This window comes from Streptomyces sp. NPDC003032 (assembly GCF_053591415.1).
Window position 1 is genome coordinate 1 of sequence record NZ_JBSFTT010000021.1, and the last position, 23,767, is coordinate 23,767.

Consider the following 23,767-nt stretch of genomic DNA (forward strand, 5'->3'; position numbering starts at 1 on the left):
TGTTGCGGCGGCCGGCCCCGCGGGGGGTTGAGGCTGTTGGTTAATTCCGGGGCTCGCGTGACGTCGGCCTTCAAGACCTGGTTGTGGTCTTGAAGGCCGACGTTGTCGTATGGGGTGGGTGCGGATGTCGATGCAGCCGAAGGGGTCTGGGGAGATTCCGGCGGAGACGGTGCGGGTGGCGCGGGCCGCGTTCCCGAAGAGAAGCCTGGCGATCCGGGTGAGGGACGAGCTGGGGCCGTTGTTCACGGACGAGGAGTTCGCTGACCTGTTTCCGGCGCGGGGCAAGCCTGCCTGGTCACCGGGGAGGCTGGCGGTGGTGCTGGTGTTGCAGTTCGTGGAGGGGCTGACCGACCGGCAGGCCGCGGAGGCAGTGCGGGCGAGAATCGACTTCAAATACGCCCTCGGGCTGGAGTTGGGTGATCCGGGGTTCGATTACTCGGTGCTTTCGGAGTTCCGGGACCGTCTGATCGCTGCGGATGCCGGGCGCGAGGTTTTGGACGGAATCTTGGCCGCGGCCCGGGAACGAGGGCTGCTCAAGACGGCAGGCCGGGCCAGGACCGACGCCACCCACGTGCAGAGTGCGGCAAGGGCGCTGAACTGGCTGGAGCATGTCGCGGAGACACTGCGCTCTGCCCTGAACGCGCTGGCCCAGGCAGCCCCTGACTGGCTGGCGGAGGTGGCCGAGCCGGACTGGTTCAAGCACTACGCGACCCGGGCCGAGGACTCACGTTTCCCCCAAGCCCGGTCCAGGCGGGAGGAAGTCGGCAGAAGGATCGGGGCGGACGGGATGCGCCTGCTGATGGCGGTGACCTCCCCTGAAACGGACGGGCGGCTGCGCGTGCTGCCCGAGGTGGAGACACTGCGAAAGGTCTGGGTCCAGCATTTCCACCTGGTGGAGGGAGAGGTGATCCGCCGGGCCCCAAAAGACCGCCCGCCGGGCGCGTTACGCCTGGTCAACCCGTATGACATCGAGGCACGCTGCGGGAAGAAGCGCGACATCCTCTGGGACGGCTACAAGGTCCATCTGACAGAGACTTGCGAGCCGGACGCCCCCCACCTGATCACGAACGTGGCCACCACCGTTGCCACCGTCGCAGACAGTTTGATGAGCGGAACGATCCATGCGGACCTGGCCCGACGGAACTGCCTGCCCGACGAGCACTGGGTCGACGCCGGCTACCCCACCGCCGCACACATCGTGGCCGCCCAGCATGAGCACGGCGTGGCCCTGCACGGTCCGGTTCAGGTCAACACGAGCACCCAGACAAGCACCGCAAGCGGCTATGACCAGGAGGCGTTCACCATCGACTGGGGCGCCAAGCGGGTCACCTGCCCGGGCGGTCACACCAGCAGAACCTGGAGCAACCGGCTCTCCCAGCAAGGACTCCCGGTTATCCGGGTGGTGTTCTCCGTGAACGACTGCCGCCCCTGTCCCGTGCGGGCCCAGTGCCTTGACGCGCCCGTCAGCAGGCCCCGTGAGCTGCGTCTGCGCCACCAAGACGAACACCACGCTCTGCGGGCCGCCAGGGCCGAGCAGCAGACCGACCAGTGGAAGGACCGCTACCAGATCCGCGCCGGGATCGAGGGCACCATCTCCCAGGGTGTCTTGCGGTGCGGATTACGCAGATCCCGTTACCGCGGCCAGGCGAAGACCAGCCTTCAGCACCAGCTCACGGGCGCCGCGATCAACCTCGCCCGCATCGACGCCCACCTCACCAAAACACCCCGAGCCCGCACCCGCACCAGCCACTTCGCAGCACTTCGCCCCGCCGAACAACTCGACGGGGCGAAGCAGCACGGCCCGGATTAACCAACAGCGTCCACCTACAAGTAGGGCGGGCCGTTCCGCATTTCGGGCGTGACGGTCCGATTTTCGGTTCGTTACTCCGTACGAGGCCGCGAACGGGCGGCCGGATACGGAGGGGAAGATGCCGGTCAGCCGGTACACCAAGGAACGCCCGGAGGGCGTCTACAGCAAGAAGCACCTCATGGCGATGGTCGCTGAGGCACGCAACTGGACCGACCTGATGCGCCGCCTCGGCCTCGGGACGGACGGCGGGCAGCGCCGCGTGGTGCAGGAGAAGGTGATCCAGCATGGGCTCGACACGAGCCACTTCGCCAAACGCAGCCCATGGCGTAAGTATCCGGACGCCGCCATTGCCGAAGCCGCAGCGTCATCGACTTCACTGCGCGAAGTAGCACTGAAGCTGGGCGCCACACCGGCCACAGGGACGCTCTCCCACATCCGACGCCGTATCGGCGCCGCAGGCATCGACATCAGCCACTTCCCTGGCATCGACCGTCCCGAGGTGGACCTTCCCGTCACCATCGAGGAACTGCAGACGGCGGCCTTGACGGCCACCAGCGTGCGCGGCGTGGCTCGCGCGTTGGGCGTGCCGGACGACAGCCGCTCCCGCGCAACACTGAGTCGCATACTGCGTGCTCAGCACATCGACACCAGGCACTTCTCCCACCAGCGTCTGCTCATCCGGGAGGAAGACCTGCGCGACCTGGTGCGGAGCTGCTCGAGCTATGCCGATGTGATGCGTGGTCTCGGCGTGGAGGTCAACGACACGAATCACCGCCGTGTCCGCCGCACGGCGGCACGCCTCCATCTCGACACGAGCCACTTCAAACGCAGGGCCTGGGGACAGCCGGAGCGCCCCGCACCGCCGTCGACCGCACACCGGGTGTTGGTCGTCCTGCCGGACGACGCCGGGCGGACCAGGAGGCCCCAGCTCCATCGGGCCCTGACCGAAATCGGAGTCCCGTACCAGTGCGCGTGGTGTGGCAGCACCGGGGAATGGCTGGGGCAGTCGGTCACTTTGCAGATCGACCACGTCAACGGAGACTGGCGCGACAACCGACGGGAGAACCTGCGGTATCTGTGCCCCAACTGCCACGCGTTGACGGAGACGTGGTGCCGCCGGAAGGGGCGACCACCTCTCGCCGGTCAGCCTGCCCAACCCGTACACTGAACGCCGCCGGTCAAACACACTGACCGTTTTTGAGCGGCCGTGATGGAATTTGGCAGTCATGCTGGGTTTAGGTCCCAGTGGGTTCACACCCGTGTGGGTTCGAGTCCCACCGGCCGCACTTTTTGCGGGCTGTGTGGCCGGTCGGCTGGGACCGGCCACACAGCCCGTTTGCGTCAGCCCAACAACTCCCGTACCACCGGCACCAACCCCCGGAACGCCTCCCCCCGATGGCTGATCGCGTTCTTCTCCGCGGGCGAGAGTTCCGCGCACGTGCGCGTCTCGCCGTCCGGCTGGAGGATCGGGTCGTAGCCGAAGCCTCCGGAGCCCGCGGGAGTGTGGCGCAGTACGCCCCGGAGTCGGCCCTCCACCACTCGCTCCGTGCCGTCGGGGAGCGCTAGGGCCGCCGCGCAGGCGAAGTGGGCGGCGCGGTGGTTCGGGGGGATGTCGGAGAGCTGGGCCAGGAGGAGGGCCAGGTTGGCCCGGTCGTCGCCGTGGCGGCCCGACCAGCGGGCGGAGAAGATGCCGGGGGCTCCGCCGAGGACGTCGACGCAGAGGCCCGAGTCGTCGGCGACGGCGGGCAGGCCGGTGGCCCGGGCGAGGGCGTGCGCCTTGAGCAGGGCGTTCTCCGCGAAGGTGACGCCGGTTTCCTTGACGTCGGGGATCTCGGGGTAGGCGTCCGCGCCGACGAGCTCATGGGTGAGGCCTGCGTCGGCGAGGATCGCCTTCAGCTCCGTGATCTTGCCGTTGTTGCGGGTGGCGAGGATGAGGCGGGTCATGCCCCCCAGTATCCCGATTCCGGTACCGGGGAGCGCGACGCGTCCGTGGCGAGCGTTCCTTACGGCGTGCAGACCTTGGTCAGTTCGCCCGCCGCGTCGGTGACCGGGCTGACATCGGGCGTGTTGTCGCCGTTCTTGATGGCGTCGCGGACGTTGTCGACGGCCTTGTCGAGGTCGTCGACGGCCTTGCCCACGTCGGCGTCGTCGGTCTTGTCGTCGATCTTGTCGAGGTTCTTGCCGATGTCGTCGAGCGCCCGGTCCGCCTCGGCGGGGTTGTCGGCGGCGTTCGAGACGGCCTGTTGCAGGTCGGTGACGCTGTCGGCGATGGTGTCCGCGGTCTGGACGCAGTCCAGGGCCTTGGAGACGGCGTCGCAGCCGACGAGGCCGACGCCTGCCGGTACGACGATCAGGGCTGTGGCGACAGCGGTGGCGATACGACGGTGGCGCGCGGCCATGGTTCGGTCCCTCCCCGGGGTGCGTACGGACGCACGGTTCCGCCCGTGCGTCCGTACTCGTTACAACGCCGGGCGCGGGTTGTTGGTTGCTCGGCGTGACCTACGTCGCTATCGCGTCGCTTCGAGCGCCTCGCGCTGGAGGGCGGCGAGGTCCTCGCAGCCGCCGACGGCGAGGTCGAGGAGCGCGTTGAGTTCCTTGCGGTCGAAGGGCTCGGCCTCGGCGGTGCCCTGGACCTCGACGAAGCGGCCGTCGCCGGTGCAGACGACGTTCATGTCGGTGTCGGCCCTGACGTCCTCCTCGTAGCAGAGGTCGAGGAGGGGTACGCCGCCGACGATGCCGACGGAGACGGCGGAGACGGTGTCGGTGAGGGGCTTGCGGCCGGCCTTGACGATCTTCTTGCCCTGGGCCCAGGCGACGGCGTCGGCGAGGGCTACGTACGCGCCGGTGATGGCGGCGGTGCGGGTGCCGCCGTCGGCCTGGAGGACGTCGCAGTCGAGGACGATGGTGTTCTCGCCGAGCGACTTGTGGTCGATGACGGCGCGGAGGCTGCGGCCGATGAGGCGGGAGATCTCGTGGGTGCGGCCGCCGATCTTGCCGCGGACGGCTTCGCGGTCGCCGCGGGTGTTGGTGGAGCGGGGCAGCATCGAGTATTCGGCGGTGACCCAGCCCTCGCCGCTGCCCTTGCGCCAGCGCGGGACGCCTTCGGTGACGGAGGCGGTGCAGAAGACCTTGGTGTCGCCGAAGGAGATGAGGACGGAGCCCTCGGCGTGCTTGCTCCAGCCGCGTTCGATGGTGACGGGGCGGAGCTGTGCGGAAGTGCGGCCGTCAATGCGGGGCGAGGGCGTAGAGGACATGCGTCGAGCCTAGCCTTTGAGCGGGCCCGCGAGTTGCCGCCCTTGGGGGCTGCGGTCCGCGGGACGGGCTCGCTCTTGCGTGCGAGAGGCCCCGTCCAGCGCTGCGGACGGGGCCTCTCGGTGCGGGTACCGCGATGCGGGTCTCTCGGTGCGGGCTCCTAGGCACGGGTCTCGCGCTGCGGGCCCCTGGGTGCGGGTCTCCCATCGCAGGCCCCTCTGTATGGGTCCCGCGATGCGGGTCCCGCGATGCGGGGTCAGGAACTCACATCATGTCTTCGATGTCCGCGGCGATCGGGTCGGCGTCCGTGCCGATGACGACCTGGATCGCGGTGCCCATCTTGACGACGCCGTGGGCGCCGGCGGCCTTCAGCGCGGCGTCGTCGACGAGGCTCGGATCGTGGACCTCCGTGCGGAGGCGGGTGATGCAGCCCTCGACCTCTTCGATGTTGTCGATGCCGCCGAGCCCGGCGACGATCTTCTCAGCCTTGCTGGCCATGTGTTTCTCCCTGGTTCCAAAGGACGCGGCCTCAGCACGCCGTAGGTCCGCTGTGTCACGTTAACGCACGGTTGGACCATCTTCGCGGGCGGTCACGGCGGGCGTGCCCAATGATGACGATCAAGGTGTCGGCTCCCGCCGAGGCGGCGCCCCCACCCGTTCCCAACTCGCTCCAACTGGTCTACACCAGTTTCCCACGACCGCCAAACCTGGCCTGTTCCGGGAGGACGCCGATGAGTTCCGACGCCGCCGCGGTACCGCGGAAGAAGTGGTGGAACGGCCTGTTCCAGGGGCTGCAGAAGATGGGCCGCAGCCTCCAGCTGCCCATCGCGGTCCTGCCGGCGGCGGGCATCCTCAACCGTCTCGGCCAGCCGGACGTCTTCGGCGAGGACGGCCTCGGCTGGACGAACGTGGCAAAGGTGTTCGCGGCGGCGGGCGGTTCGCTGCTGGACTCCTCGCTCGGGCTGCCGCTGCTGTTCTGCATCGGTGTCGCGATCGGGATGGCGAAGAAGGCGGACGGGTCGACGGCCCTCGCGGCGGTCGCCGGTTTCCTCGTCTACTACGGGGTGCTGCGCGCCTTCCCCGAGGACTGCCCCGCGGACACGACGTTCGGCGCCGCGGGCATGTGGAGCGGCGTCTGCGTCGCGGAGGACGGCACGGTCGCGCAGGCGGCGTTCCAGAACCCGGGGGTCTTCGGCGGCATCGTGATGGGCCTGCTGGCCTCGTGGTTCTGGCAGCGCTTCCACCGCGTGAAGCTGGTCGACTGGCTCGGCTTCTTCAACGGCCGTCGGCTGGTGCCGATCATCATGGCCTTCGTCGGGCTCGTCTTCGCGGGCCTGTGCGTCTGGATCTGGCCGCCCATCGGTGACGCGCTGACCAGCTTCTCCAAGTGGCTCGTCGACCTCGGCTGGCTGGGCTCCGGCATCTTCGGTGTCGCCAACCGGGCGCTGCTCACGGTGGGTCTGCACCAGTTCCTGAATACGTTCGTATGGTTCCAGTTCGGCGACTACACGAAGCCGGACGGCACGATGGTGCACGGTGACATCAACCGGTTCCTGGCGGGTGATCCGACGGCGGGCCAGTTCACCTCGGGGTTCTTCCCGATCATGATGTTCGCGCTGCCGGCGGCGGCCCTCGCGATCACGCACTGCGCGCGTCCGGAGCGGCGCAAGGTGGTGGGCGGCTTGATGCTGTCGGTGGGCCTGACGTCGTTCGTCACGGGCATCACCGAGCCGATCGAGTACTCGTTCCTCTTCATCGCGCCGCTGCTGTACGCGCTCCACGTGGTGCTCACCGGTGTCTCGATGGCGGTGACATGGGCGCTGGGTGTGAAGGACGGCTTCAGCTTCTCCGCGGGGCTGATCGACTACGTCATCAACTGGAGCCTGGCGACCAAGCCGTGGCTGATCATTCTGATCGGTCTTGGCTTCGGCGTCGTGTACTACTTCGTATTCCGCTTCGTCATCACGAAGTTCGATCTGGCGACTCCGGGACGTGAACCGGAGGAGGAGGCGGAGGCGTTGGACAGGGAGCAGACGAAGGCGTAACCGTCCGCCGCAAAGAGACCGCGGAGAGCCTTCGCCGTCCGCTTACGGCCCTCGGATCGCAAGGTCCGGGGGCCTTTGGCCTGTCATATCCAGATATGGCCCAGGCCACAGGAATCGCAGGTTCCTTACGCCACCTTCACCGTGCTACAACAGGTCTACACCACTTATTGGTGTAGACCACGCGGCATTCTCGCCGCGTCCCCCGGAGACGCCGCCGTCCCCCACTTCCATGTCCCCAGGCGGCGCCTTGCCCACTGGAGGAAGTTGTGTCCACGGCCAGTTCCGCTCCCGCGGCCGAGAAGAAGAAGGGCGCCGGCGTGATGGCTGTCATGCAGCGCATCGGCCGCAGCCTCATGCTGCCGGTCGCCGTGCTGCCCGCAGGCGCCCTGCTCGTCCGTCTCGGCAACCCCGACATGCTGGGCCGGGACTCCTTCCCGGCCTTCGTCACCAAGATCGCCTCGTTCATGGCGGCGGGCGGCAACGCGATCCTCGACAACATGGCGCTGCTGTTCGCCGTCGGCATCGCGATCGGCTTCGCCAAGAAGTCCGACGGCTCGACGGCGCTGGCCGCCGTCACCGGCTACCTCGTCTTCAAGAACGTACTCGCCACGTTCACCGACCCGAACCTCGACAAGATCGCGAAGGTCGTCGACGGCAAGATCGTCATGATAGAAGCCCCCGTGGACGCCAAGGTCCTCGGCGGTGTCGTGATGGGTATCGTCGTGGCCCTGCTGTACCAGAAGTTCTACCGGACCAAGCTGCCCGACTGGGCGGGCTTCTTCGGCGGCCGCCGTCTCGTCCCGATCCTCTCGGCCTTCGCGGGCCTGATCCTCGGCATCGCGTTCGGCTACATCTGGCCGGTCCTCGGCACGGGTCTGCACAACTTCGGTGAGTGGCTGGTCGGTTCGGGCGCCGTGGGCGCGGGCATCTTCGGTGTCGCCAACCGTGCGCTGATCCCGGTCGGCATGCACCACCTGCTGAACTCCTTCCCGTGGTTCCAGGCGGGCTCGTACGAGGGCAAGAGCGGCGACATCAACCGCTTCCTCGCCGGTGACCCGACCGCGGGCCAGTTCATGACCGGCTTCTTCCCGATCATGATGTTCGCCCTCCCGGCGGCCTGCCTCGCGATCGTCCACTGCGCCCGTCCCGAGCGCCGCAAGGTCGTCGGCGGCATGATGTTCTCGCTCGCGCTCACCGCGTTCGTGACCGGTGTGACCGAGCCGATCGAGTTCACCTTCATGTTCATCGCGCCGGTCCTGTACGCGATCCACGCGGTGCTCACCGGTGTCTCCATGGCGCTGACCTGGGCGCTCGGCATGAAGGACGGCTTCGGCTTCTCGGCGGGCGCGGTCGACTTCTTCCTGAACCTCGGCATCGCGAAGAACCCGTGGGGCCTGGCCCTGGTCGGCCTCTGCTTCGCCGCGGTCTACTACGTGGTCTTCCGCTTCGCGATCACCAAGTTCAACCTCCCGACGCCGGGCCGCGAGTCCGACGAGGAGCTGGCCGAGCTGCTGAAGGCCGAGGCGAAGTAGCCTCCGCCCGAACCGGGGACGACCCCGAACCGGGGACGACGAGAGCCCCCGCCGTTGACACCAACGGCGGGGGCTCTGTCAGATCTCGCACGTCCCGGTCAGATCTCGTACGTGACTCCGGGCGCCGCCAGGTCCGCCGGGCCGTCGTACACGGCGCGCGCGTCCGCGAGGTTCACCTGGGGGTCCGTCCACGGCGGGATATGGGTGAGCAGCAGCCTCCCCGCACCGGCGCGCTGGGCGCACTGGCCGGCCTCGCGGCCGTTGAGGTGCAGGTCGGGGATGTTCTCCTTGCCGTGCGTGAACGCGGCCTCGCAGAGGAACAGGTCGGTACCGGTGGCGAGTTCGTCCAGGTGTTCGCAGGTGCCCGTGTCCCCGGAGTACGTGAGTGACCTCCCGCCGTGCTCGACACGGATGGCGTACGCCTCGACGGGGTGGTGCACCTTCTCGGTGCGCACCGAGAACGGGCCGATGTCGAAGGAGGCCGGCTTGACCGTGTGGAAGTCGAAGACCTCGCTCATCGAGGAGGCCGAGGGCGTGTCGGCGTACGCGGTGGTCAGCCGCTGCTCGGTGCCCTCGGGGCCGTAGACCGGGAGGGGGGCGCAGCGGCCGCCCTCGTGCCGGTAGTACCGCGCCACGAAGTACGCGCACATGTCGATGCAGTGGTCGGCGTGCAGATGGCTGAGGAAGATCGCGTCGAGGTCGTACAGACCGATGTGGCGCTGCAGCTCGCCGAGGGCGCCATTGCCCATGTCGAGCAGCAACCGGAAGCCGTCGGCCTCTACGAGGTAGCTCGAACAGGCCGAGTCCGCGGACGGAAACGACCCCGAGCAGCCGACGACGGTGAGCTTCATGAAGCTGGGACCTCCGCGCTGGCAGGAGAGCTGGGGAGTGGGTATGCGGTCCGTCGAGCGTAAGGCGCAAAAGGGCTGGTCGCTCCTCCGTCGAGGGCCGTTGTGGGGGAACTCACCTGCGCTGTCACCGGTTCGGGGGGCGCATGGGGCCGTTGGTGGGACGGCGGGCGGTACGGGGAGTGCGCCGGTACCGTCGTGCGTATGGACACGTCGTGGTGGCTCGCGCTGGCCGCCGTGGTGGTGCTGGCCCTGGTTGTCGCGCTGGTGGACGGCTGGGGCCGCGGGCCGCGGCGATCGAGCACCCGTCCGCCGGGCCGGCAGCGGCCGCCGCGGGGGCCGCGGGGGCCCCGGCGGCGGCTGCCCGCGCCGCGGCCCGCGGAGATCTGGTGGGCTCGGGTGCCCTACGAGGACGGGCCCGGCGGGAAGGACCGGCCGTGTCTGGTCCTCTCGGTGCGCGGGGAGAGGGCCCTCGTCGCGAAGATCACCAGCCGGTACCACGAGGAGCGGGCGGGTGTGATCCCGCTGCCGCCGGGCTCGGTGGGTGACGCGGAGGGGCGTCCCAGCTTCCTGGAGACCGATGAGCTGAGGGACGTACCGCTGTGGGAGTTCCGGCGCAGGGCGGGGGTGGTGGATCCGGTGTTGTGGGATCAGGTGCGGTACTTGGCCGGTTGAGCCTGGAGATGCCGCTGCCCGGGCTGGAGAACCAGCCCGGGCAGCGGGATTTCAAGCCGACTACGCCCAGAGTTGCCCGTGCAGCGTCTCGATCGCCGCCTCGGTCGTCGCCGCGGTGTAGACGCCCGTCGACAGGTACTTCCAGCCGCCGTCGGCGACGACGAAGACGATGTCGGCGCTCTCGCCGGCCTTGACGGCCTTGTTGCCCATGCCGATCGCCGCGTGCAGCGCCGCGCCCGTGGAGACGCCCGCGAAGATGCCCTCCTGCTGGAGGAGTTCGCGCGTGCGCGTCACCGCGTCGGCCGAGCCGACGGAGAAGCGGGTGGTCAGCACGGAAGCGTCGTACAGCTCGGGGACGAAGCCCTCGTCGAGGTTGCGCAGGCCGTAGACGAGGTCGTCGTAGCGCGGCTCGGCGGCGACGATCTTGATGTCCGGCTTCTGTTCGCGCAGATAGCGGCCGACGCCCATGAGCGTGCCCGTGGTGCCGAGGCCCGCCACGAAGTGGGTGATGGTGGGCAGGTCCGTGAGGATCTCCGGGCCCGTCGTGGCGTAGTGGGCGCCCGCGTTGTCGGGGTTGCCGTACTGGTAGAGCATGACCCAGTCCGGGTGCTCGGCGGCCAGTTCCTTGGCGACGCGGACCGCGGTGTTGGAGCCTCCGGCCGCCGGGGAGGAGATGATCTCGGCGCCCCACATGGCGAGCAGGTCGCGCCGCTCCTGGGAGGTGTTCTCCGGCATGACGCACACGATGCGGTAGCCCTTGAGCTTGGCCGCCATGGCGAGCGAGATGCCGGTGTTGCCGGAGGTCGGCTCCAGGATCGTGCAGCCGGGCGTCAACCGGCCGTCCTTCTCGGCCTGTTCGACCATGTGCAGCGCGGGCCGGTCCTTGATGGAGCCGGTCGGGTTGCGGTCCTCCAGCTTGGCCCAGATGCGGACGTCGTCGGACGGCGACAGGCGCGGCAGGCGGACGAGCGGCGTGTTGCCGACCGCGGCGAGCGGGGAGTCGTAGCGAGGCATCCGGGATCGGGCCTAGACCATGCCGCCGGCGACGGCCGGCAGGATCGTGACGCTGTCGCCGTCGGTCAGCTTCGTGGAGATGCCGTCGAGGAAGCGGACGTCCTCGTCGTTGAGGTACACGTTCACGAAGCGGCGCAGCTTGCCGTCGTTCGCCGGGTCGATGAGTCGCTCGGCGATGCCCGTGTGCCGCGAGTCGAGGTCGGTGAAGAGCTCGGCAAGGGTGCCTCCGCTGCCCTGGACGGCCTTCTCGCCGTCGGTGTAGGTGCGGAGGATGGTCGGGATGCGGACCTCGATGGCCATGGCTGAGGGCTCCTGTCGGAAGAGTTCAGATGAGTGGGCGCGCGGCGGCCCGGTGGTGCGCCGGTGTGCGCGTTCGTACGCGGATGAGGCGCCGCGGCCCGTTTCCGGCCGTACGGCGGCAGGGGTCAGCGCGAACAGATGGCGCTGCTGAGCCTGCACAGGTCGACGTGCAGACGCGCCACGAGCAGCATGCCCGGCATCTTGTCGCTCACGTCGTAGGGAACCATGGGCTCATCGTATCGATTCCCGGTCCGGGTTCTGGAATGTGATCTCGCATGGTGGACGGTTTCCGTCCATTACCTGGATGCCGGGAGGTAGGTGACCGTCGGGGCGCCCGTCGCCGGGTGCACCGCGACCTCCGCCGTCACGCCGTACACCTCGGCGAGCATCTCGCTGGTCAGGACCTCCTTGGGGGTGCCGGAGGCGACCGGTCGGCCGTCCCGCAGGACGTACAGGCGGTCGCAGTAGTACGCCGCGAGGTTCAGGTCGTGCAGGGCGAGGAGATTGGTCGTGCCGAGGCCGCCGACCAGGCCGAGGATCTCCAGCTGGTAGCGGATGTCGAGGTGATTGGTCGGCTCGTCGAGGATGAGGACCGTGGGCTGCTGCACCAACGCCCGTGCCACCAGGGCACGTTGGCGCTCGCCGCCGGAGAGCGCGGCGAAGGAGCGGTCGGCGAGGCCCGCCGCGCCGACGCGGGCCAGGGCGGCCCGCACCAGTTCCTCGTCCCGCTCGGTGTCGCCCTCCCAGAAGCGTTTGTGCGGGGAGCGGCCCATCGCGACGATCTGCCGCACGGTGAGGTCGAAGCCCGCCTGGCCGTCCTGCGGGACGGTGGCGATGTGCCGGGAGCGGGCCTTGGCGCCGAGGCCCGCCAGGTCGGTCCCGTCCAGCAGGACCCGGCCCTCGGAGGGGGTGAGCGCCCCGTACACGCAGCGCAGCAGGGTCGTCTTGCCACTGCCGTTGGGGCCGACGACGCCGACCGTCTCGCCCTCGGCGACAGCGAGTGAGACGCCGTCGAGCAGGCGCGCGCCGCCGGGAAGGGTGTAGCCGAGGTTCTCGGCGCGCAGCATCATGCCGACACCCCTTCGTGCGTCTGGCTCCTGCGCAGCAGCCACAGGAAGAACGGGCCGCCGGTCAGCGCGGTGAGCACGCCGACCGGGATGTCCTGCGGCGCTGCCACCGTACGCGCGGCGAGGTCGGCGCCGACCAGGAACACCGCGCCCATCAGCGCCACCACCGGCAGCAGCGGGCGGTGCGCGGCGCCGACCAGCATGCGGGCGGCGTGCGGCACCATCAGGCCGACGAAGCCGATGGCCCCGCTGTACGCGACGAGGACTCCCGTCAGGAGCGAGGCGAGGACGAAGACCGCGGCGCGGAAGCGGGCCGTGTCCAGGCCGAGGACGGTGGCGCCCTCCTCGCCGACGAGCAGCAGGTCGAGAGGTCTGGCCAACGCGACAAGGAGCGCCGTGCCGACGGCCAGGACGGCGCAGGGCAGGGCGAGCATGTCCCAGCGGGCGCTGCCGAGGCCGCCGAGCGTCCAGTACAGGACTTCCTTGAGGTGGTCGGCGCTGTCCGCGGTGACCAGGATGAGGCTGGTCAGCGCGGTCAGGATGTACGAGACGGCGACGCCCGCGAGGATCAGGCGCCCGGTGGCGAATCCCCCGCCGCCGGTTCTCGCCAGGGCGTAGACGAGGACCAGGGAGATCAGCGCGCCCACGAAGGAGGCGGCGGGGATGGTGACGGTGGTGGTCAGGGCGGTACCGAGGCCGAAGACGCCGCCGAGCACGATCGCGGAGACCGCGCCTACGGAGGCGCCCGAGGAGACGCCGAGCAGGAACGGGTCGGCGAGGGGGTTGCGGACCAGCGCCTGGAGGACGGTGCCGATGACTGCCAGTCCGGCTCCGACGGCGGCGCCCAGTAGGACTCTGGGGAGTCTTACGTCCAGGACGATGGTTCTGAACGGGGAGGGTTCTGCTCTGCCGCTCAGTATCTCCAGGACCTGGCTCGGGGGGATGCTGACTGAGCCGAGGGCGAGCCCGGCGACTGTCGCTGCCGCGAGGGCTGCGGTGAGTATCGTCAGGATCAAGAGGCGGTGCCCCTTTGATCCGCGTTTATCGCCCTTCGGGCTCGTCCTCAAACGCCGGACGGGCTGGATCCCCCAACGCCCCCTCACAGCTGTGCCGCCAGCTTTCCCACCGCCTTGGGTGCTCTTACTCCCGTCACCGCGTCCGACAGCGGCAGCACCGCGAAGCGCTTGTGCTTGATGGCCGGGATGTCTGCCAGGGCCGGGTCGTCGAGGAGGCGCTGTTTCTTCTGGGCGACCGTCGTGGCGCCGTAGTCCAGGATCACGATGATCTCGGGCCGGCGCTCGACGACCGTCTCCCAGGACGCGTCGCCGAAGGACTTGTCCACGTCGGCGAAGACGTTGCGGCCGCCCGCGCGCTCGACGATGTCGTTGCCGATGCCCCGGCCGCCCAGCGTGAACGCCGTCTTGTCGCCGCTGTCGTAGACGAAGACCGGGACCGGCTTCCTGGCCTTCGACTTCTTCTCGGTGGCGGCCAGTTCACGCTTCGCGCCGCTCACCCACGTGTCGGCGCGTTCGCGCACCCCGAACGTGGAGCCGACCTCGCGCACCTCGCGGTACACGTCGTCCATCGTGACCGGGCGCTTCGCGCAGCCCTCGATGTCGAGGCGGCTGTCGATGCCGGACTTGGCGAGCGCGGAGCGGCTGCGGCCGTCGCCCGCGAGGAAGGCGCTGGCGTAGCCGCCGTAGACGAAGTCGGGGTTGGCGGACAGCAGCTTCTCGTAGGAGGGGTACTCCTTGGCGAGCACGGGGACGGACTTGTACGCCTTCTCGTACTTCGGCAGGACCTTGTCGTCGAGGTAGGCGGTCCCGGCGAGGCGGTCGCGCAGGCCCAGTTCCAGCATCACCTCGGTGACGTGCTGGTTCATGGTGACGGCGCGTTTCGGGGGTGCCTCGTACGTCGTCTTCACGCCGCAGTTGGTGACGGTGTACGGGAATCCGGCGGCCTTGGCGGCGGGCTTCCCGGAGTCGTCGCCGGGTGAGGTGGAGCATGCGGCGAGCGGGATCAGCAAGGTGGTCGCGACGAGGGCGCGTACGGGGCGGGACATGGCGGGTCTGCCTCCTCCAGGGGATTTCCGCGTCCCCTGCGTGGTGTGGAGAAGGGCGGCAGGTCAGTTCCTGACTCCCCCGCCCCGGTGTGGGGTGGGGTCACAGTGGCGGGACCGTGCCGGGTTCGCACCGGCTTCCTGGCTCCTGCCGCCCTGGAAGGTGGTCGGGGGTCAGTATGCCCCGACCACCCGCACCTCTTCCTCGGTGACCTCGCCGTCCACGATGCGGTACGAGCGGAACTGGAAGGGGCCCGCGTCATCGGTGTCCGCGGTGGAGACCAGGACGTAGTGGGCGCCGGGCTCGTTGGCGTATGTGATGTCGGTGCGGGAGGGGTAGGCCTCGGTCGCGGTGTGCGAGTGGTAGATGACCACCGGCTCCTCGTCGCGGTCGTCCATCTCGCGGTAGAGCTTGAGCAGGTCACCCGAGTCGAACTCGTAGAAGGTGGGCGAGCGAGCGGCGTTCAGCATGGGGATGAACCGCTCGGGGCGGCCGGTGCCCGCCGGGCCCGCGACCACGCCGCATGCCTCGTCGGGGTGGTCCTGGCGCGCGTGCGCGACGATCTGGTCGTGGAGGGCCTGGGTGATGGTCAGCATGGCAGTCAGGATAAGCAGAGGGCCCGCACCGTACCGAAGTGTGGTACGGGCGGGCCCGAATGCTGGACAGGTACCCCGAGGGGTCGGCGTCAGTCCTTCTCGGCCTGCTCGCTGTCGGAGGCGACGGCGGCAGCGGCGTACTTGCGCTTGTTGAACGCGGCGGCCTGCGGGTCGCGGCTCTTGAGGATCAGGTAGGAGACCCCGAGGATCGCGGCCCAGACCGGAGCGGCGTACAGCGAGACACGCGCGTCCTTGTCGACGCCCATCATCACGATGACCATGCCGATGAACAGCAGCGCGAACCAGCTGGTGTACGGGGCTCCGGGCGCCTTGAAGGTGGACTGCGGCAGCTCGCCGCGGTCGGCCTTGCGGCGGTAGCGGATCTGGCAGGCCAGGATCATGATCCAGGCCCACATGCCGGAGATGGTCGCGAAGGAGACGACGTAGTTGAACGCCTCGCCCGGCCACTGGTAGTTGATCCAGACGCCGACCAGCATGAACGCGGCGGAGGCCGTGGTGCCGATCAGCGGCAGGCCGTTCTTCGTGAGCTTGGTGAAGAACTTCGGGCCCTGGCCGTTGAGCGCCAGGTCACGCAGCATGCGGCCGGTGGAGTACATGCCCGAGTTGCAGGAGGAGAGCGCGGCGGTGAGGACCACGAAGTTCACGATCGCGGCGCCGACGCCGAGACCCATCTTCTCGAAGGCCGCGACGAACGGCGAGACGCCGGGCTGGAAGTGCGTCCACGGCACGACCGAGAGGATCATGATCAGCGCGCCGACGTAGAAGACGGCGATGCGCCACGGCACGGTGTTGATGGCCTTGGGCAGGACGGTCTTCGGGTCCTTGGACTCGCCCGCGGTGACGCCGACCAGCTCGACGGCGAGGAAGGCGAACATCACGATCTGGAGCGTCATCAGCGTGGAGCCGATGCCGTTGGGGAAGAACCCGCCCTGGTTCCACAGGTGCGCCACGGTCGCGGTGTCACCGGCGTCGGAGAAGCCGATGGTGAGGATGCCGACGCAGATCAGGATCATGCCGATGATGGCGGTGACCTTGACCATCGAGAACCAGAACTCCAGCTCACCGAAGAGCTTCACGGAGATGAGGTTCGCGCCGTACAGGATGACCGTGAAGACGAGCGCGTACGCCCATTGTGGGAATGAGTCGTGTGTCCAGTACTGCATGTACTGGGCGGCCGCTGTGACTTCCGTGATGCCGGTGACGACCCAGAAGAGCCAGTACGTCCAGCCGGTCACGAATCCGAAGAACGGGCCCATGAACTCGCGTGCGTACTCCGAGAAGGAGCCCGACACGGGGCGGTACATGAGGAGCTCGCCGAGCGCCCGCATGATGAAGAAGATGACGAGGCCCGCGATGGCGTACGCCAGGATGAGGCTGGGGCCGGCCTTGTGAATGGCCTTGCCCGCGCCGAGGAACAGGCCGGTGCCGATGGCACCGCCGATCGCGATCATCTGGATCTGCCGGGCCCCCAGACCGCGCTGGTAGCCCTCGCCCTCGCCGGACGGGCCGCCCGCGGCCTGCACGGCACCATTGCCGTCGTGCCCGTCGTGCTGCTCTTCGACCTGCACTGAGGTCATGGTGACGCCTTTCTCCATGCTGATCCGCGCCCGCTCACCGCGTGATGGCTGCGGATCAGGTCCTGATCCCCCCGGATATGTATGGAGTGCTACCGGCGGTCTGCCGGCCCGAGCGCCCTCGGCGACATGGGTGGCGTCACCGAGTGGTCGTGAAGATTTATCACGGCGGCAACAGTGGGGGAATCAGCCACCTGTGGCGCACACCACAGCAAGAAGCGGACAAAGTTCTCTTCGCGTGGCAAACGTGGGCAATGAAGTGACAGGATCGTTATCCGGATTTGAGCGTCCGCTGATCGGGACTCAGTCCAGCAACGTCCCGACCAGCGTCTCCTGCAATCCGCCCAGCCAGAGGTAGGCCATCACCATCGGCTTGCGGGGGTCGGAGTCGGGGAGCCGGTAGAGCAGATCGGCGTCGTCCTCCTCGGTGACTTCCAGGCGCGTGCCGATCGCGAGCCGCAGGTCGTTGAGGGAGCCGAGCCAGTGCCGGCACTCCTCGACCGACAGTTTCAGGACAGCTCCGCCCTCGCCGGAGGACGCCGTCGAGTCGAGCGAACGGATCACGGCCAGCGCGTCGTCACGCTTCTTCGCCCGCAGGTCGTTCTCCGTGAACCGGCGGAACTCGGCCGAATACGCCCGCAGCTCCTCCTCGTGTCCGACGTCCCCGGTCTCACTGCCGGGGCCGCCGTACGCGTCCGGCAGCAGCCGCTGCATCACAGGGTCGGCGGGCGGCTCGCTCGGGCCCTCGGCGAACAGCTCCGCCAGGGGGTCGTCGGAGGGCTCGCCACCGGGGCCCGGACCGATCAGCTCCAGGAGCTGCACGGCGAGGGAACGGATGATCGAGATCTCGACCTCGTCGAGCGCGACGGCGGCGCCGCCCCCGGGGATCGGTTCGAATTGTCCTGGCATCAGATGCGTCGCTGCTTCCGGTCCGTCCCGCTACTTGCGGTCCTGCTGAAGGGTGGCCCACAGCCCGTACCCGTGCATGGCCTGCACGTCGCGCTCCATCTCCTCGCGGGTGCCGCTGGACACGACCGCGCGGCCTTTCTGGTGCACGTCCATCATCAGCTTGGTCGCCTTGTCCTTCGAGTACCCGAAGTACGTCTGGAACACGTACGTCACATAGCTCATGAGGTTGACCGGGTCGTTGTGCACGAGCGTGATCCAGGGGACGTCCGGCTCGGGGACGACGAACGTCTCCTCGTCGGATTCCGGGCGGGTGATCTCTGCGGGAGCCGTACTCACGTGCCCCATGCTGCCACCCCCGAGGGCCACTCGCACAAACGGGCCACGAAATCGTCAGAGTGACGAGATGCGGGGTAGCATTCTCGGCATGAACACAGCGGACCTTGGCCTGCCGGTGGATGTTCCGTCGACAGCGCTCTTCACGGACCAGTACGAGCTGACGATGCTCCAGGCCGCGCTGAAAGCCGGTACGGGCGAGCGGCGTTCGGTCTTCGAGGTCTTCTCCCGCAGACTGCCCGAGGGGCGGCGCTACGGAGTCGTGGCGGGCACCGGCCGGGTCCTGGACGCCGTCGAGAACTTCCGCTTCGACGCCGGCGTCCTCGGCTTCCTGCGCGAGCGCTCCATCGTCGACGAGGCCACCCTCGAATGGCTGTCCGGCTACCGCTTCAGCGGCGACATCTGGGGCTACCCCGAGGGCGAGGTGTACTTCCCCGGCTCGCCGATCCTGCGGGTCGAGGGCGCCTTCGCGGAGTGCGTGCTCCTGGAGACCGTGATCCTCTCCATCCTCAACCACGACTCGGCCATCGCGGCGGCCGCCTCCCGGATGTCCTCGGCCGCCGGGGAGCGCCCGCTGATCGAGATGGGCGCCCGCCGCACCCACGAGCTGGCCGCCGTCGCCGCCTCCCGCGCCGCGTACGTCGGCGGCTTCGCCACCACGTCGGACCTGGCCGCCGGCTTCCGCTACGGCATCCCGACCGTCGGCACCAGCGCCCACGCCTTCACCCTGCTGCACGACACCGAACGCGACGCCTTCCGCGCCCAGGTCGACTCGCTCGGCCGCGGCACGACCCTCCTCGTGGACACCTACGACGTCACCGAGGCCGTCCGGCTCGCCGTCGAGATCGCCGGGCCCGAGCTGGGCGCCGTCCGCATCGACTCCGGTGACCTGCTGCTCGTCGCCCACCGGGTGCGTCAGCAGCTGGACGAGCTGGGCGCCACCACGACGAAGATCGTCGTGACCTCCGACCTCGACGAGTACGCCATCGCCTCGCTGCGGGCGGCGCCCGTGGACGCGTACGGCGTCGGCACGCAGCTCGTCACCGGCTCCGGGCACCCCACCGCCTCGATGGTCTACAAGCTGGTGGCCCGCGCCCACTCGGCGGACCCCAAGGCGCCCCTGGAGCCCGTGGCGAAGAAGTCGCTGGGCGCCAAGAGCTCCGTCGGCGGCCGCAAGTGGGCCGCGCGGCGGACCGACGAGCACGGCGTCGCCGAGGCCGAGGTCATCGGCACCGGCCCCGTGCCGGCCGAGCTGGCCGACCGGCAGCTTCTGGTCGAGCTGGTCAAGGGCGGCCAGGTCGTCGCCCGCGAGCCGCTGGACGCGGTCCGCGACCGGCACGCCGCCGCGCGCGCCGGGCTGCCCCTCTCGGCGACGCAGCTGTCGCGCGGCGAGGCGGTCATCCCCACGGAGTACGTCTGATCCCCTCTTCACGCGGGACCCCCGCAGTCTCTAGGCTCGTAGTCACCCCACAGAAGGACAGCCCATGCGCCGCGCACTGATCGTCGTAGACGTGCAGAACGACTTCTGCGAGGGCGGCAGCCTCGCGGTCGCAGGAGGCGCGGACGTGGCCGCCGCCGTCACCGAGCTGATCGGCCAGGCCCCGGCGTGCTACCGCCACGTCGTGGCCACGCGGGACCACCATGTCGACCCTGGTGACCACTTCTCCGACCATCCGGACTACGTCGACTCCTGGCCGCCGCACTGCGTGGCGGGGACGGAGGGGGTGGGCTTCCACCCGAACTTCGCTCCCGCCGTCGCCTCCGGGGCCATCGACGCCGTCTTCGACAAGGGGGCGTACTCGGCCGCGTACAGCGGCTTCGAGGGCGTCGACGAGAACGGGGTCTCGCTGGCGCGGTGGCTGCGGGAGCGGGAGATCACGGAGGTCGATGTGGTCGGCATCGCCACGGACCACTGCGTTCGCGCTACCGCGATGGACGCGGTGCGGGAGGGGTTCGGGGCGACTGTGCTGCTGGAGCTGACCGCCGGGGTCGCTGAGGCGACCACCGAGGCCGCCATGGCCGAGTTGCGCTCGGCCGGGGTGGAGCTGACCGGGAAGCCCGTCGTCTGACACGGCTCAGCCGGCGGCGCTCTGTCTCCTGAGCGCCCGTATCGGATGCCACAGCTCCCGTACGTCATCCGGTGCCGTACGCCATATCAAGCCGTCCGGATGGTGCAGTACCGCCGTGACCTCGTCCGGCGTGGGCGGCTCCGCGTTGCCCCGCAGGTACACCGCCCGCAGGCCGAGGTTCCGCACCCGCGTCAGCGCCCTCGCGCGGTTCACGGCGTGCGCTATCACCCTGACCGAGCCCCCGGCCGGCCACGGGCTCGGCAGGGTCAGTGCCACCACCACGCTGCCGCTCGGCAGCTTGCAGAAGCCTCCTGCGGACATGCCGGCTCACACCCCCGTCAATAAGAAGTACTCAGCACGCACCTAAACACGATCGGCCGCCGCCCGCTAGAGGACGACGACCGATCATGGCTTGACCTGCGGAAACGCTAATTACTTCTTCGAGGGAGCCACCTGGACCGTGATCGAGGAGCCGTCCTTCGGCTGCTTCAGGATCTTGATCTGCGTGTTGGTGTCAGTGACCTTGACGCTTCCGGTGGGGTTCTCCTTGTACCAGTAGGTGCCCTTGTGGTCGTCGAAGACCGGGACGCCCTTCTGGGACTTCAGCTTCAGCGCGACGTCCGCGTTGTGGAGCGTGAACTTGTCCGTCGCGTACTTGCTGAACGGCGCGTCGAACGGCTGGATCTTGTTGCGCAGGAGCGAGCCGTCCTTCCACTTCAGCGGCTTGGCGTGCGCGTCGACCGGGAGGATCAGGCCCTCGCCGGGGTGCGCGCTGGTGTTGTTGTCCTTCTGGGAGGTGTCCCACTGCCAGACCATCAGACCGGTCTGGTACGGGTAGTGCTCGACCCAGTCGGGGCGGGACTGCGAGAAGCCGAAGTTGTACGGGCCGACCTTCAGGGTCTTGTCGTACGAGACGTACTGGCGGTTCTCGGCGAGGTAGTACTGGTCGTACTTCTTGGTGAAGGACTCGGCGATGCGCGAGAAGCCCTTCGACGTCCAGCCGTTGTCGTCGCCCTCGGCGCCGTCCTCGAAGAGCTTGGTGCCGTCCGCGGTGATCGCGAGGGCGTCGGCCGCGAAGCCCTTGCCGCCCGCGCCGCCGTCCGTGGCGTAGCGGAAGCGGACGTCGATCTTCTTGCCCGCGTAGGCGTCGAGCGGGAAGACCAGCTTCTTGTACGCGCCGGAGGCACCGGTCAGCGCGGGCTTGTCACCGGCGTCGCGGGTGATCGGCCTGCCGTCGGCGGTGCCGTCGACCGGCGTGTAGTTCGCGCCGCCGTCCGTGGACACCTCGGTGTAGAGGTAGTCGTAGTTGGCCTCGATGTCCCACCAGCCCTGGAGCGACAGCTCGGCCTTGGCCTTGCCGGTCAGGTCGACGGAGCGCGTGAGGGTGTTCTTCAGGTCGTCGCCCTGGTCGCTCCACCACTGCTTGGCGCCCTCGGCGGGCTTCACTATCTTGGTGGTGACGGCCTTCTTCGGCAGGTCGACGAGGAGCGCCTGGCGGTGGCGGGTGTTGTACTCCGCGACGCCCAGCTTGTGCTCGGAGGTCGTGGCCGCCTTGGCCTTGGCGTAGTCGAGCCAGCCCAGCTGGAACTTGTCCCAGGCGGTCATGTCGCCCGGCAGGTCACCGATCGAGTCCTTGCCGGTGCCGAGCCAGGAACCGGCGGACATCAGCGACCAGAAGCCGACCGAGTTCTCGCCCTTGCCCGTGGTGTCGTACAGGTCCGGCAGACCGAGGTCGTGGCCGTACTCGTGGGCGAAGACGCCGAGGCCGCCGTTCTCCGGCTGCATCGTGTAGTCGCCGACCCAGATGCCCGAGTCGCCGATCTGGGTGCCGCCGGCCTTGTTGTTGCCGGGGCCGGTCCTGCCCGCGTCGTTGCCGTACGCGTACCAGCGGTGCGCCCACAGGGCGTTCTCGCCCTCGGCGCCGCCGCCGGCCGACTCGTCCTCGCCCGCGTGGACGATCTGGAAGTGGTCGATGTAGCCGTCGGACTCGTTGAAGTCGCCGTCGTTGTCGAAGTCGTAGCGGTCCCAGATGTCGTACTTGGCCAGGTCCGCCTTGATCTGCGCGTCCGTGCGGCCCTGGGCCTTCTGGTCCTTGGTCCAGGCGGTCACGCCGTCCTTGACCGCGTCCCAGACGTTGGCGCAGTTGGTGTCGCCGCAGTAGTTCGAGCCGTAGCGGGCCTCGTTGTAGTCGACCTTGACCCAGTCGGAGACCGTGCCGTCGACCGAGTAACGGCCCGAGGAGGTCTTCTCGTAGTAGGTCTTCAGCGAGTGCTTGGCCTTGCCCTTGCTGTCCTTGCCCTCGCCGAAGTACAGGTCCTTGAAGTGCTTGCGGTTGTAATCCGCCTGCCAGGCCGTGCTGTTGTCCTTCGCCCGGTCGGGCTTGGCTATCTTGTTGTGCAGCGGGCCGGGCTTGCCCCCGTACTTCTTGACGGGCTCCTGCGGGCCCTCGGGGCCGTCCGGGTCGTACATGGTCGTGTCGTCGACCTTGCTCCCGAACTCCACCAGGATCGTGAAGATCTTGTCGGTCTTCTCGCGGCCCAGCTCGACGTACTTCTTGTCGTCGAGCTTGACGACCTGCGAGCCGCCCCGCTTCTGGACCTTGGCGTCGCCCGCGACGACCTGCTGGAGGGCCGCCTTGCGCTGCTGCGCCTGCTGCTTGCTGAACGGACCGTCGAGGTCGTGGTCGACGTGCGCCTTCGGGCGCGACGGGTCCTGCCGGTCGATGGCGGGTGCCCCGCCCGGTGCCCCGTCCCCCGGCGCGGCCGTGGCCGTGGTCGCCGAGTACGTGGCGGCGGCCGCGGCCACCGCCACAGCCACCGCCGTGGCTCTGAACGTGCGTGTTCTGGCTGTCACTTGATGAATGTCCTCCCCACGCGCCCGCGCGAATGGCGGACCGATATCCCGGTCGGAGGAGGTCCGCGCGCGATGTACGCGTCACAAGTGACGACATTCGACCGGAAGTACGGGAGAAAAGACAGTCCTTGACTTGCACAGGCCAAGTGCACTATGCGACCTCCGCATCCGCTATGCGGACACGGGGCACTCGTCCACGGGGCAGGCCAACGGGCGCGCCGCGCCGTCCACTTCATGGACGCCATGAACCCGTGCGCCCCCTGTGCTCCGGCACCGTGGGTTAGGTCACGCTTACCGCCCGTTCCCGTCGGGCATGCAGCGTCATAGAGTCAATCGACGGTGCGCTACCGCGCGAGGCGGCACATCCCAAGTCGCTGCCGTCGAGCCCCCTTTGATTCGTATACATCCGTGCAGACATCCGCGCAGACAGCCGTACACACATCCGCATCCGCCCCCATCGCCACAAAGCGTGTGGGGGGATCACTGCCGAGGACGGATCACGTCATGCCTCGTCCCATGCCACGTCCGACCACCGCACAGATCGCCTACGGTTCGGTGACCGTCGTCTTCTCCACCCTCGCCATGCTGCTGCTCTCCCGGACCGGTTCCGGGGTCGGCGTCGCGGTGATAGCCGTCGCCGCGCTCGGCCTCGGCATACTGGTCGCGATGACGGTCCCCGCCCCCAAACCCATGGCGCCCGCCGCGCCCGCCTCTCCCCTCTCTCCCGTCTCTCCGGGACGCGTTCCCGCTCAGCGCGGACTGCTCGCCGAGTCCGTGAGCGAACCGGCGGGCCCGTGAGGCGGACATGA

The 23,767-nt window shown here is 68.9% G+C and carries 24 protein-coding genes, 1 tRNA gene, 1 pseudogene and 1 riboswitch; of the genes and pseudogenes, 9 read left to right on the forward strand and 17 right to left on the reverse strand.

Going from position 1 to position 23,767, the window contains the following annotated elements; translation table 11 throughout:
- Positions 1-124 precede the first annotated feature (124 nt).
- From ACWDZ7_RS26615 to ACWDZ7_RS26625, 3 genes are all read left to right on the forward strand, one after another.
- Positions 125-1,810, forward strand: coding sequence for an IS1182 family transposase (locus tag ACWDZ7_RS26615; RefSeq protein ID WP_451800380.1), 1,686 nt, complete (start codon positions 125-127; stop codon positions 1,808-1,810).
- 118 nt (positions 1,811-1,928) lie between these two features.
- Entirely contained in the window at positions 1,929-2,978 is a 1,050-nt protein-coding gene (locus tag ACWDZ7_RS26620; protein WP_451800382.1) for an HNH endonuclease, read from the forward strand.
- A gap of 33 nt (positions 2,979-3,011) precedes the next feature.
- Positions 3,012-3,096 (forward strand) — tRNA-Leu (locus tag ACWDZ7_RS26625).
- Between the two features lie 55 nt (positions 3,097-3,151).
- Here the strand turns inward: ACWDZ7_RS26625 and rdgB are convergent.
- From rdgB to ACWDZ7_RS26645, 4 genes and pseudogenes are all read right to left on the reverse strand, one after another.
- The gene (gene rdgB, locus ACWDZ7_RS26630; protein WP_451800384.1) at positions 3,152-3,754 is read right to left on the reverse strand and encodes an RdgB/HAM1 family non-canonical purine NTP pyrophosphatase; all 603 of its coding nucleotides are present in this window, start codon (positions 3,752-3,754) and stop codon (positions 3,152-3,154) included.
- 59 nt (positions 3,755-3,813) lie between these two features.
- Positions 3,814-4,209: a hypothetical protein gene (locus ACWDZ7_RS26635; protein WP_451800386.1), complete on the reverse strand. Its 396-nt coding sequence runs from the start codon at positions 4,207-4,209 to the stop codon at positions 3,814-3,816.
- A 108-nt stretch (positions 4,210-4,317) separates the two neighbouring features.
- Entirely contained in the window at positions 4,318-5,064 is a 747-nt protein-coding gene (gene rph, locus ACWDZ7_RS26640; RefSeq protein ID WP_451800388.1) for a ribonuclease PH, read from the reverse strand.
- 262 nt (positions 5,065-5,326) lie between these two features.
- Positions 5,327-5,563, reverse strand: a pseudogene (locus ACWDZ7_RS26645) (glucose PTS transporter subunit EIIB); the annotation flags it as partial.
- A gap of 230 nt (positions 5,564-5,793) precedes the next feature.
- Between ACWDZ7_RS26645 and ACWDZ7_RS26650 the strand changes: the two are divergent.
- On the forward strand, positions 5,794-7,107 hold the full coding sequence (locus tag ACWDZ7_RS26650) for a PTS transporter subunit EIIC (protein ID WP_451800389.1): 1,314 nt from the start codon (positions 5,794-5,796) through the stop codon (positions 7,105-7,107).
- A gap of 266 nt (positions 7,108-7,373) precedes the next feature.
- Positions 7,374-8,639 (forward strand): PTS transporter subunit EIIC, encoded by a 1,266-nt coding sequence (locus ACWDZ7_RS26655; protein WP_451800391.1) that lies wholly within the window; start codon positions 7,374-7,376, stop codon positions 8,637-8,639.
- A gap of 98 nt (positions 8,640-8,737) precedes the next feature.
- On the opposite strand, the gene ACWDZ7_RS26660 is transcribed toward ACWDZ7_RS26655, so the two are convergent.
- Positions 8,738-9,490, reverse strand: a complete 753-nt coding sequence (locus ACWDZ7_RS26660; protein ID WP_451800393.1) for an MBL fold metallo-hydrolase — start codon at positions 9,488-9,490, stop codon at positions 8,738-8,740.
- A gap of 201 nt (positions 9,491-9,691) precedes the next feature.
- On the opposite strand from ACWDZ7_RS26660, the gene ACWDZ7_RS26665 reads away from it, so the two are divergent.
- Positions 9,692-10,162: a type II toxin-antitoxin system PemK/MazF family toxin gene (locus ACWDZ7_RS26665; protein WP_451800395.1), complete on the forward strand. Its 471-nt coding sequence runs from the start codon at positions 9,692-9,694 to the stop codon at positions 10,160-10,162.
- 60 nt (positions 10,163-10,222) lie between these two features.
- On the opposite strand, the gene ACWDZ7_RS26670 is transcribed toward ACWDZ7_RS26665, so the two are convergent.
- The 10 genes from ACWDZ7_RS26670 to clpS form a co-directional block, all read right to left on the reverse strand.
- Positions 10,223-11,176: a PLP-dependent cysteine synthase family protein gene (locus tag ACWDZ7_RS26670; RefSeq protein ID WP_451515583.1), complete on the reverse strand. Its 954-nt coding sequence runs from the start codon at positions 11,174-11,176 to the stop codon at positions 10,223-10,225.
- A 12-nt stretch (positions 11,177-11,188) separates the two neighbouring features.
- Positions 11,189-11,476: a MoaD/ThiS family protein gene (locus ACWDZ7_RS26675; protein ID WP_451800396.1), complete on the reverse strand. Its 288-nt coding sequence runs from the start codon at positions 11,474-11,476 to the stop codon at positions 11,189-11,191.
- A gap of 125 nt (positions 11,477-11,601) precedes the next feature.
- Positions 11,602-11,703, reverse strand: coding sequence for a putative leader peptide (locus tag ACWDZ7_RS26680; protein ID WP_451515581.1), 102 nt, complete (start codon positions 11,701-11,703; stop codon positions 11,602-11,604).
- Between the two features lie 69 nt (positions 11,704-11,772).
- Positions 11,773-12,546: an ABC transporter ATP-binding protein gene (locus ACWDZ7_RS26685; protein ID WP_451800397.1), complete on the reverse strand. Its 774-nt coding sequence runs from the start codon at positions 12,544-12,546 to the stop codon at positions 11,773-11,775.
- Complete coding sequence (locus ACWDZ7_RS26690; RefSeq protein WP_451800399.1) at positions 12,543-13,559, reverse strand: FecCD family ABC transporter permease; 1,017 nt, start codon at positions 13,557-13,559, stop codon at positions 12,543-12,545. The genes ACWDZ7_RS26685 and ACWDZ7_RS26690 overlap by 4 nt, the downstream gene beginning before the upstream one ends.
- Before the next feature lie 83 nt (positions 13,560-13,642).
- Positions 13,643-14,605: an ABC transporter substrate-binding protein gene (locus ACWDZ7_RS26695; protein ID WP_451800400.1), complete on the reverse strand. Its 963-nt coding sequence runs from the start codon at positions 14,603-14,605 to the stop codon at positions 13,643-13,645.
- Positions 14,606-14,649: 44 nt separating this feature from the next.
- Positions 14,650-14,769, reverse strand: a riboswitch (cobalamin riboswitch).
- Positions 14,770-14,776: 7 nt separating this feature from the next.
- The gene (locus ACWDZ7_RS26700; RefSeq protein WP_451800402.1) at positions 14,777-15,199 is read right to left on the reverse strand and encodes a Mov34/MPN/PAD-1 family protein; all 423 of its coding nucleotides are present in this window, start codon (positions 15,197-15,199) and stop codon (positions 14,777-14,779) included.
- 89 nt (positions 15,200-15,288) lie between these two features.
- The gene (locus ACWDZ7_RS26705; protein WP_451800403.1) at positions 15,289-16,797 is read right to left on the reverse strand and encodes an amino acid permease; all 1,509 of its coding nucleotides are present in this window, start codon (positions 16,795-16,797) and stop codon (positions 15,289-15,291) included.
- A gap of 300 nt (positions 16,798-17,097) precedes the next feature.
- On the reverse strand, positions 17,098-17,703 hold the full coding sequence (locus tag ACWDZ7_RS26710) for a DUF2017 domain-containing protein (RefSeq protein ID WP_451800405.1): 606 nt from the start codon (positions 17,701-17,703) through the stop codon (positions 17,098-17,100).
- 30 nt (positions 17,704-17,733) lie between these two features.
- Entirely contained in the window at positions 17,734-18,048 is a 315-nt protein-coding gene (gene clpS / locus ACWDZ7_RS26715) for an ATP-dependent Clp protease adapter ClpS (protein ID WP_451515574.1), read from the reverse strand.
- Between the two features lie 79 nt (positions 18,049-18,127).
- Here clpS and ACWDZ7_RS26720 point away from each other — a divergent pair, with 79 nt between their 5' ends.
- Positions 18,128-19,456, forward strand: a complete 1,329-nt coding sequence (locus ACWDZ7_RS26720; protein WP_451800406.1) for a nicotinate phosphoribosyltransferase — start codon at positions 18,128-18,130, stop codon at positions 19,454-19,456.
- Positions 19,457-19,520: 64 nt separating this feature from the next.
- Positions 19,521-20,105: an isochorismatase family protein gene (locus ACWDZ7_RS26725; RefSeq protein ID WP_451800408.1), complete on the forward strand. Its 585-nt coding sequence runs from the start codon at positions 19,521-19,523 to the stop codon at positions 20,103-20,105.
- Between the two features lie 6 nt (positions 20,106-20,111).
- Here ACWDZ7_RS26725 and ACWDZ7_RS26730 read toward each other — a convergent pair whose 3' ends face one another.
- Both ACWDZ7_RS26730 and ACWDZ7_RS26735 read right to left on the reverse strand, forming a co-directional pair.
- Entirely contained in the window at positions 20,112-20,426 is a 315-nt protein-coding gene (locus tag ACWDZ7_RS26730; RefSeq protein ID WP_451800409.1) for a hypothetical protein, read from the reverse strand.
- Between the two features lie 111 nt (positions 20,427-20,537).
- Entirely contained in the window at positions 20,538-22,958 is a 2,421-nt protein-coding gene (locus ACWDZ7_RS26735; protein ID WP_451800411.1) for an immune inhibitor A domain-containing protein, read from the reverse strand.
- A gap of 516 nt (positions 22,959-23,474) precedes the next feature.
- On the opposite strand from ACWDZ7_RS26735, the gene ACWDZ7_RS26740 reads away from it, so the two are divergent.
- Entirely contained in the window at positions 23,475-23,756 is a 282-nt protein-coding gene (locus ACWDZ7_RS26740) for a hypothetical protein (RefSeq protein ID WP_451800413.1), read from the forward strand.
- Positions 23,757-23,767 lie beyond the last annotated feature (11 nt).

Coding starts and splice junctions, on each gene's coding strand:
- ACWDZ7_RS26615 (WP_451800380.1), top strand. CDS start 125: ATGTCGATGCAGCCGAAGGGGTCTGGGGAGATTCCGGCGGAGACGGTG.
- ACWDZ7_RS26620 (WP_451800382.1), top strand. CDS start 1,929: ATGCCGGTCAGCCGGTACACCAAGGAACGCCCGGAGGGCGTCTACAGC.
- rdgB (WP_451800384.1), bottom strand. CDS start 3,754: ATGACCCGCCTCATCCTCGCCACCCGCAACAACGGCAAGATCACGGAG.
- ACWDZ7_RS26635 (WP_451800386.1), bottom strand. CDS start 4,209: ATGGCCGCGCGCCACCGTCGTATCGCCACCGCTGTCGCCACAGCCCTG.
- rph (WP_451800388.1), bottom strand. CDS start 5,064: ATGTCCTCTACGCCCTCGCCCCGCATTGACGGCCGCACTTCCGCACAG.
- ACWDZ7_RS26650 (WP_451800389.1), top strand. CDS start 5,794: ATGAGTTCCGACGCCGCCGCGGTACCGCGGAAGAAGTGGTGGAACGGC.
- ACWDZ7_RS26660 (WP_451800393.1), bottom strand. CDS start 9,490: ATGAAGCTCACCGTCGTCGGCTGCTCGGGGTCGTTTCCGTCCGCGGAC.
- ACWDZ7_RS26665 (WP_451800395.1), top strand. CDS start 9,692: ATGGACACGTCGTGGTGGCTCGCGCTGGCCGCCGTGGTGGTGCTGGCC.
- ACWDZ7_RS26670 (WP_451515583.1), bottom strand. CDS start 11,176: ATGCCTCGCTACGACTCCCCGCTCGCCGCGGTCGGCAACACGCCGCTC.
- ACWDZ7_RS26675 (WP_451800396.1), bottom strand. CDS start 11,476: ATGGCCATCGAGGTCCGCATCCCGACCATCCTCCGCACCTACACCGAC.
- ACWDZ7_RS26680 (WP_451515581.1), bottom strand. CDS start 11,703: ATGGTTCCCTACGACGTGAGCGACAAGATGCCGGGCATGCTGCTCGTG.
- ACWDZ7_RS26685 (WP_451800397.1), bottom strand. CDS start 12,546: ATGATGCTGCGCGCCGAGAACCTCGGCTACACCCTTCCCGGCGGCGCG.
- ACWDZ7_RS26695 (WP_451800400.1), bottom strand. CDS start 14,605: ATGTCCCGCCCCGTACGCGCCCTCGTCGCGACCACCTTGCTGATCCCG.
- ACWDZ7_RS26700 (WP_451800402.1), bottom strand. CDS start 15,199: ATGCTGACCATCACCCAGGCCCTCCACGACCAGATCGTCGCGCACGCG.
- ACWDZ7_RS26705 (WP_451800403.1), bottom strand. CDS start 16,797: ATGACCTCAGTGCAGGTCGAAGAGCAGCACGACGGGCACGACGGCAAT.
- ACWDZ7_RS26710 (WP_451800405.1), bottom strand. CDS start 17,703: ATGCCAGGACAATTCGAACCGATCCCCGGGGGCGGCGCCGCCGTCGCG.
- clpS (WP_451515574.1), bottom strand. CDS start 18,048: ATGGGGCACGTGAGTACGGCTCCCGCAGAGATCACCCGCCCGGAATCC.
- ACWDZ7_RS26720 (WP_451800406.1), top strand. CDS start 18,128: ATGAACACAGCGGACCTTGGCCTGCCGGTGGATGTTCCGTCGACAGCG.
- ACWDZ7_RS26725 (WP_451800408.1), top strand. CDS start 19,521: ATGCGCCGCGCACTGATCGTCGTAGACGTGCAGAACGACTTCTGCGAG.
- ACWDZ7_RS26730 (WP_451800409.1), bottom strand. CDS start 20,426: ATGTCCGCAGGAGGCTTCTGCAAGCTGCCGAGCGGCAGCGTGGTGGTG.
- ACWDZ7_RS26740 (WP_451800413.1), top strand. CDS start 23,475: ATGCCACGTCCGACCACCGCACAGATCGCCTACGGTTCGGTGACCGTC.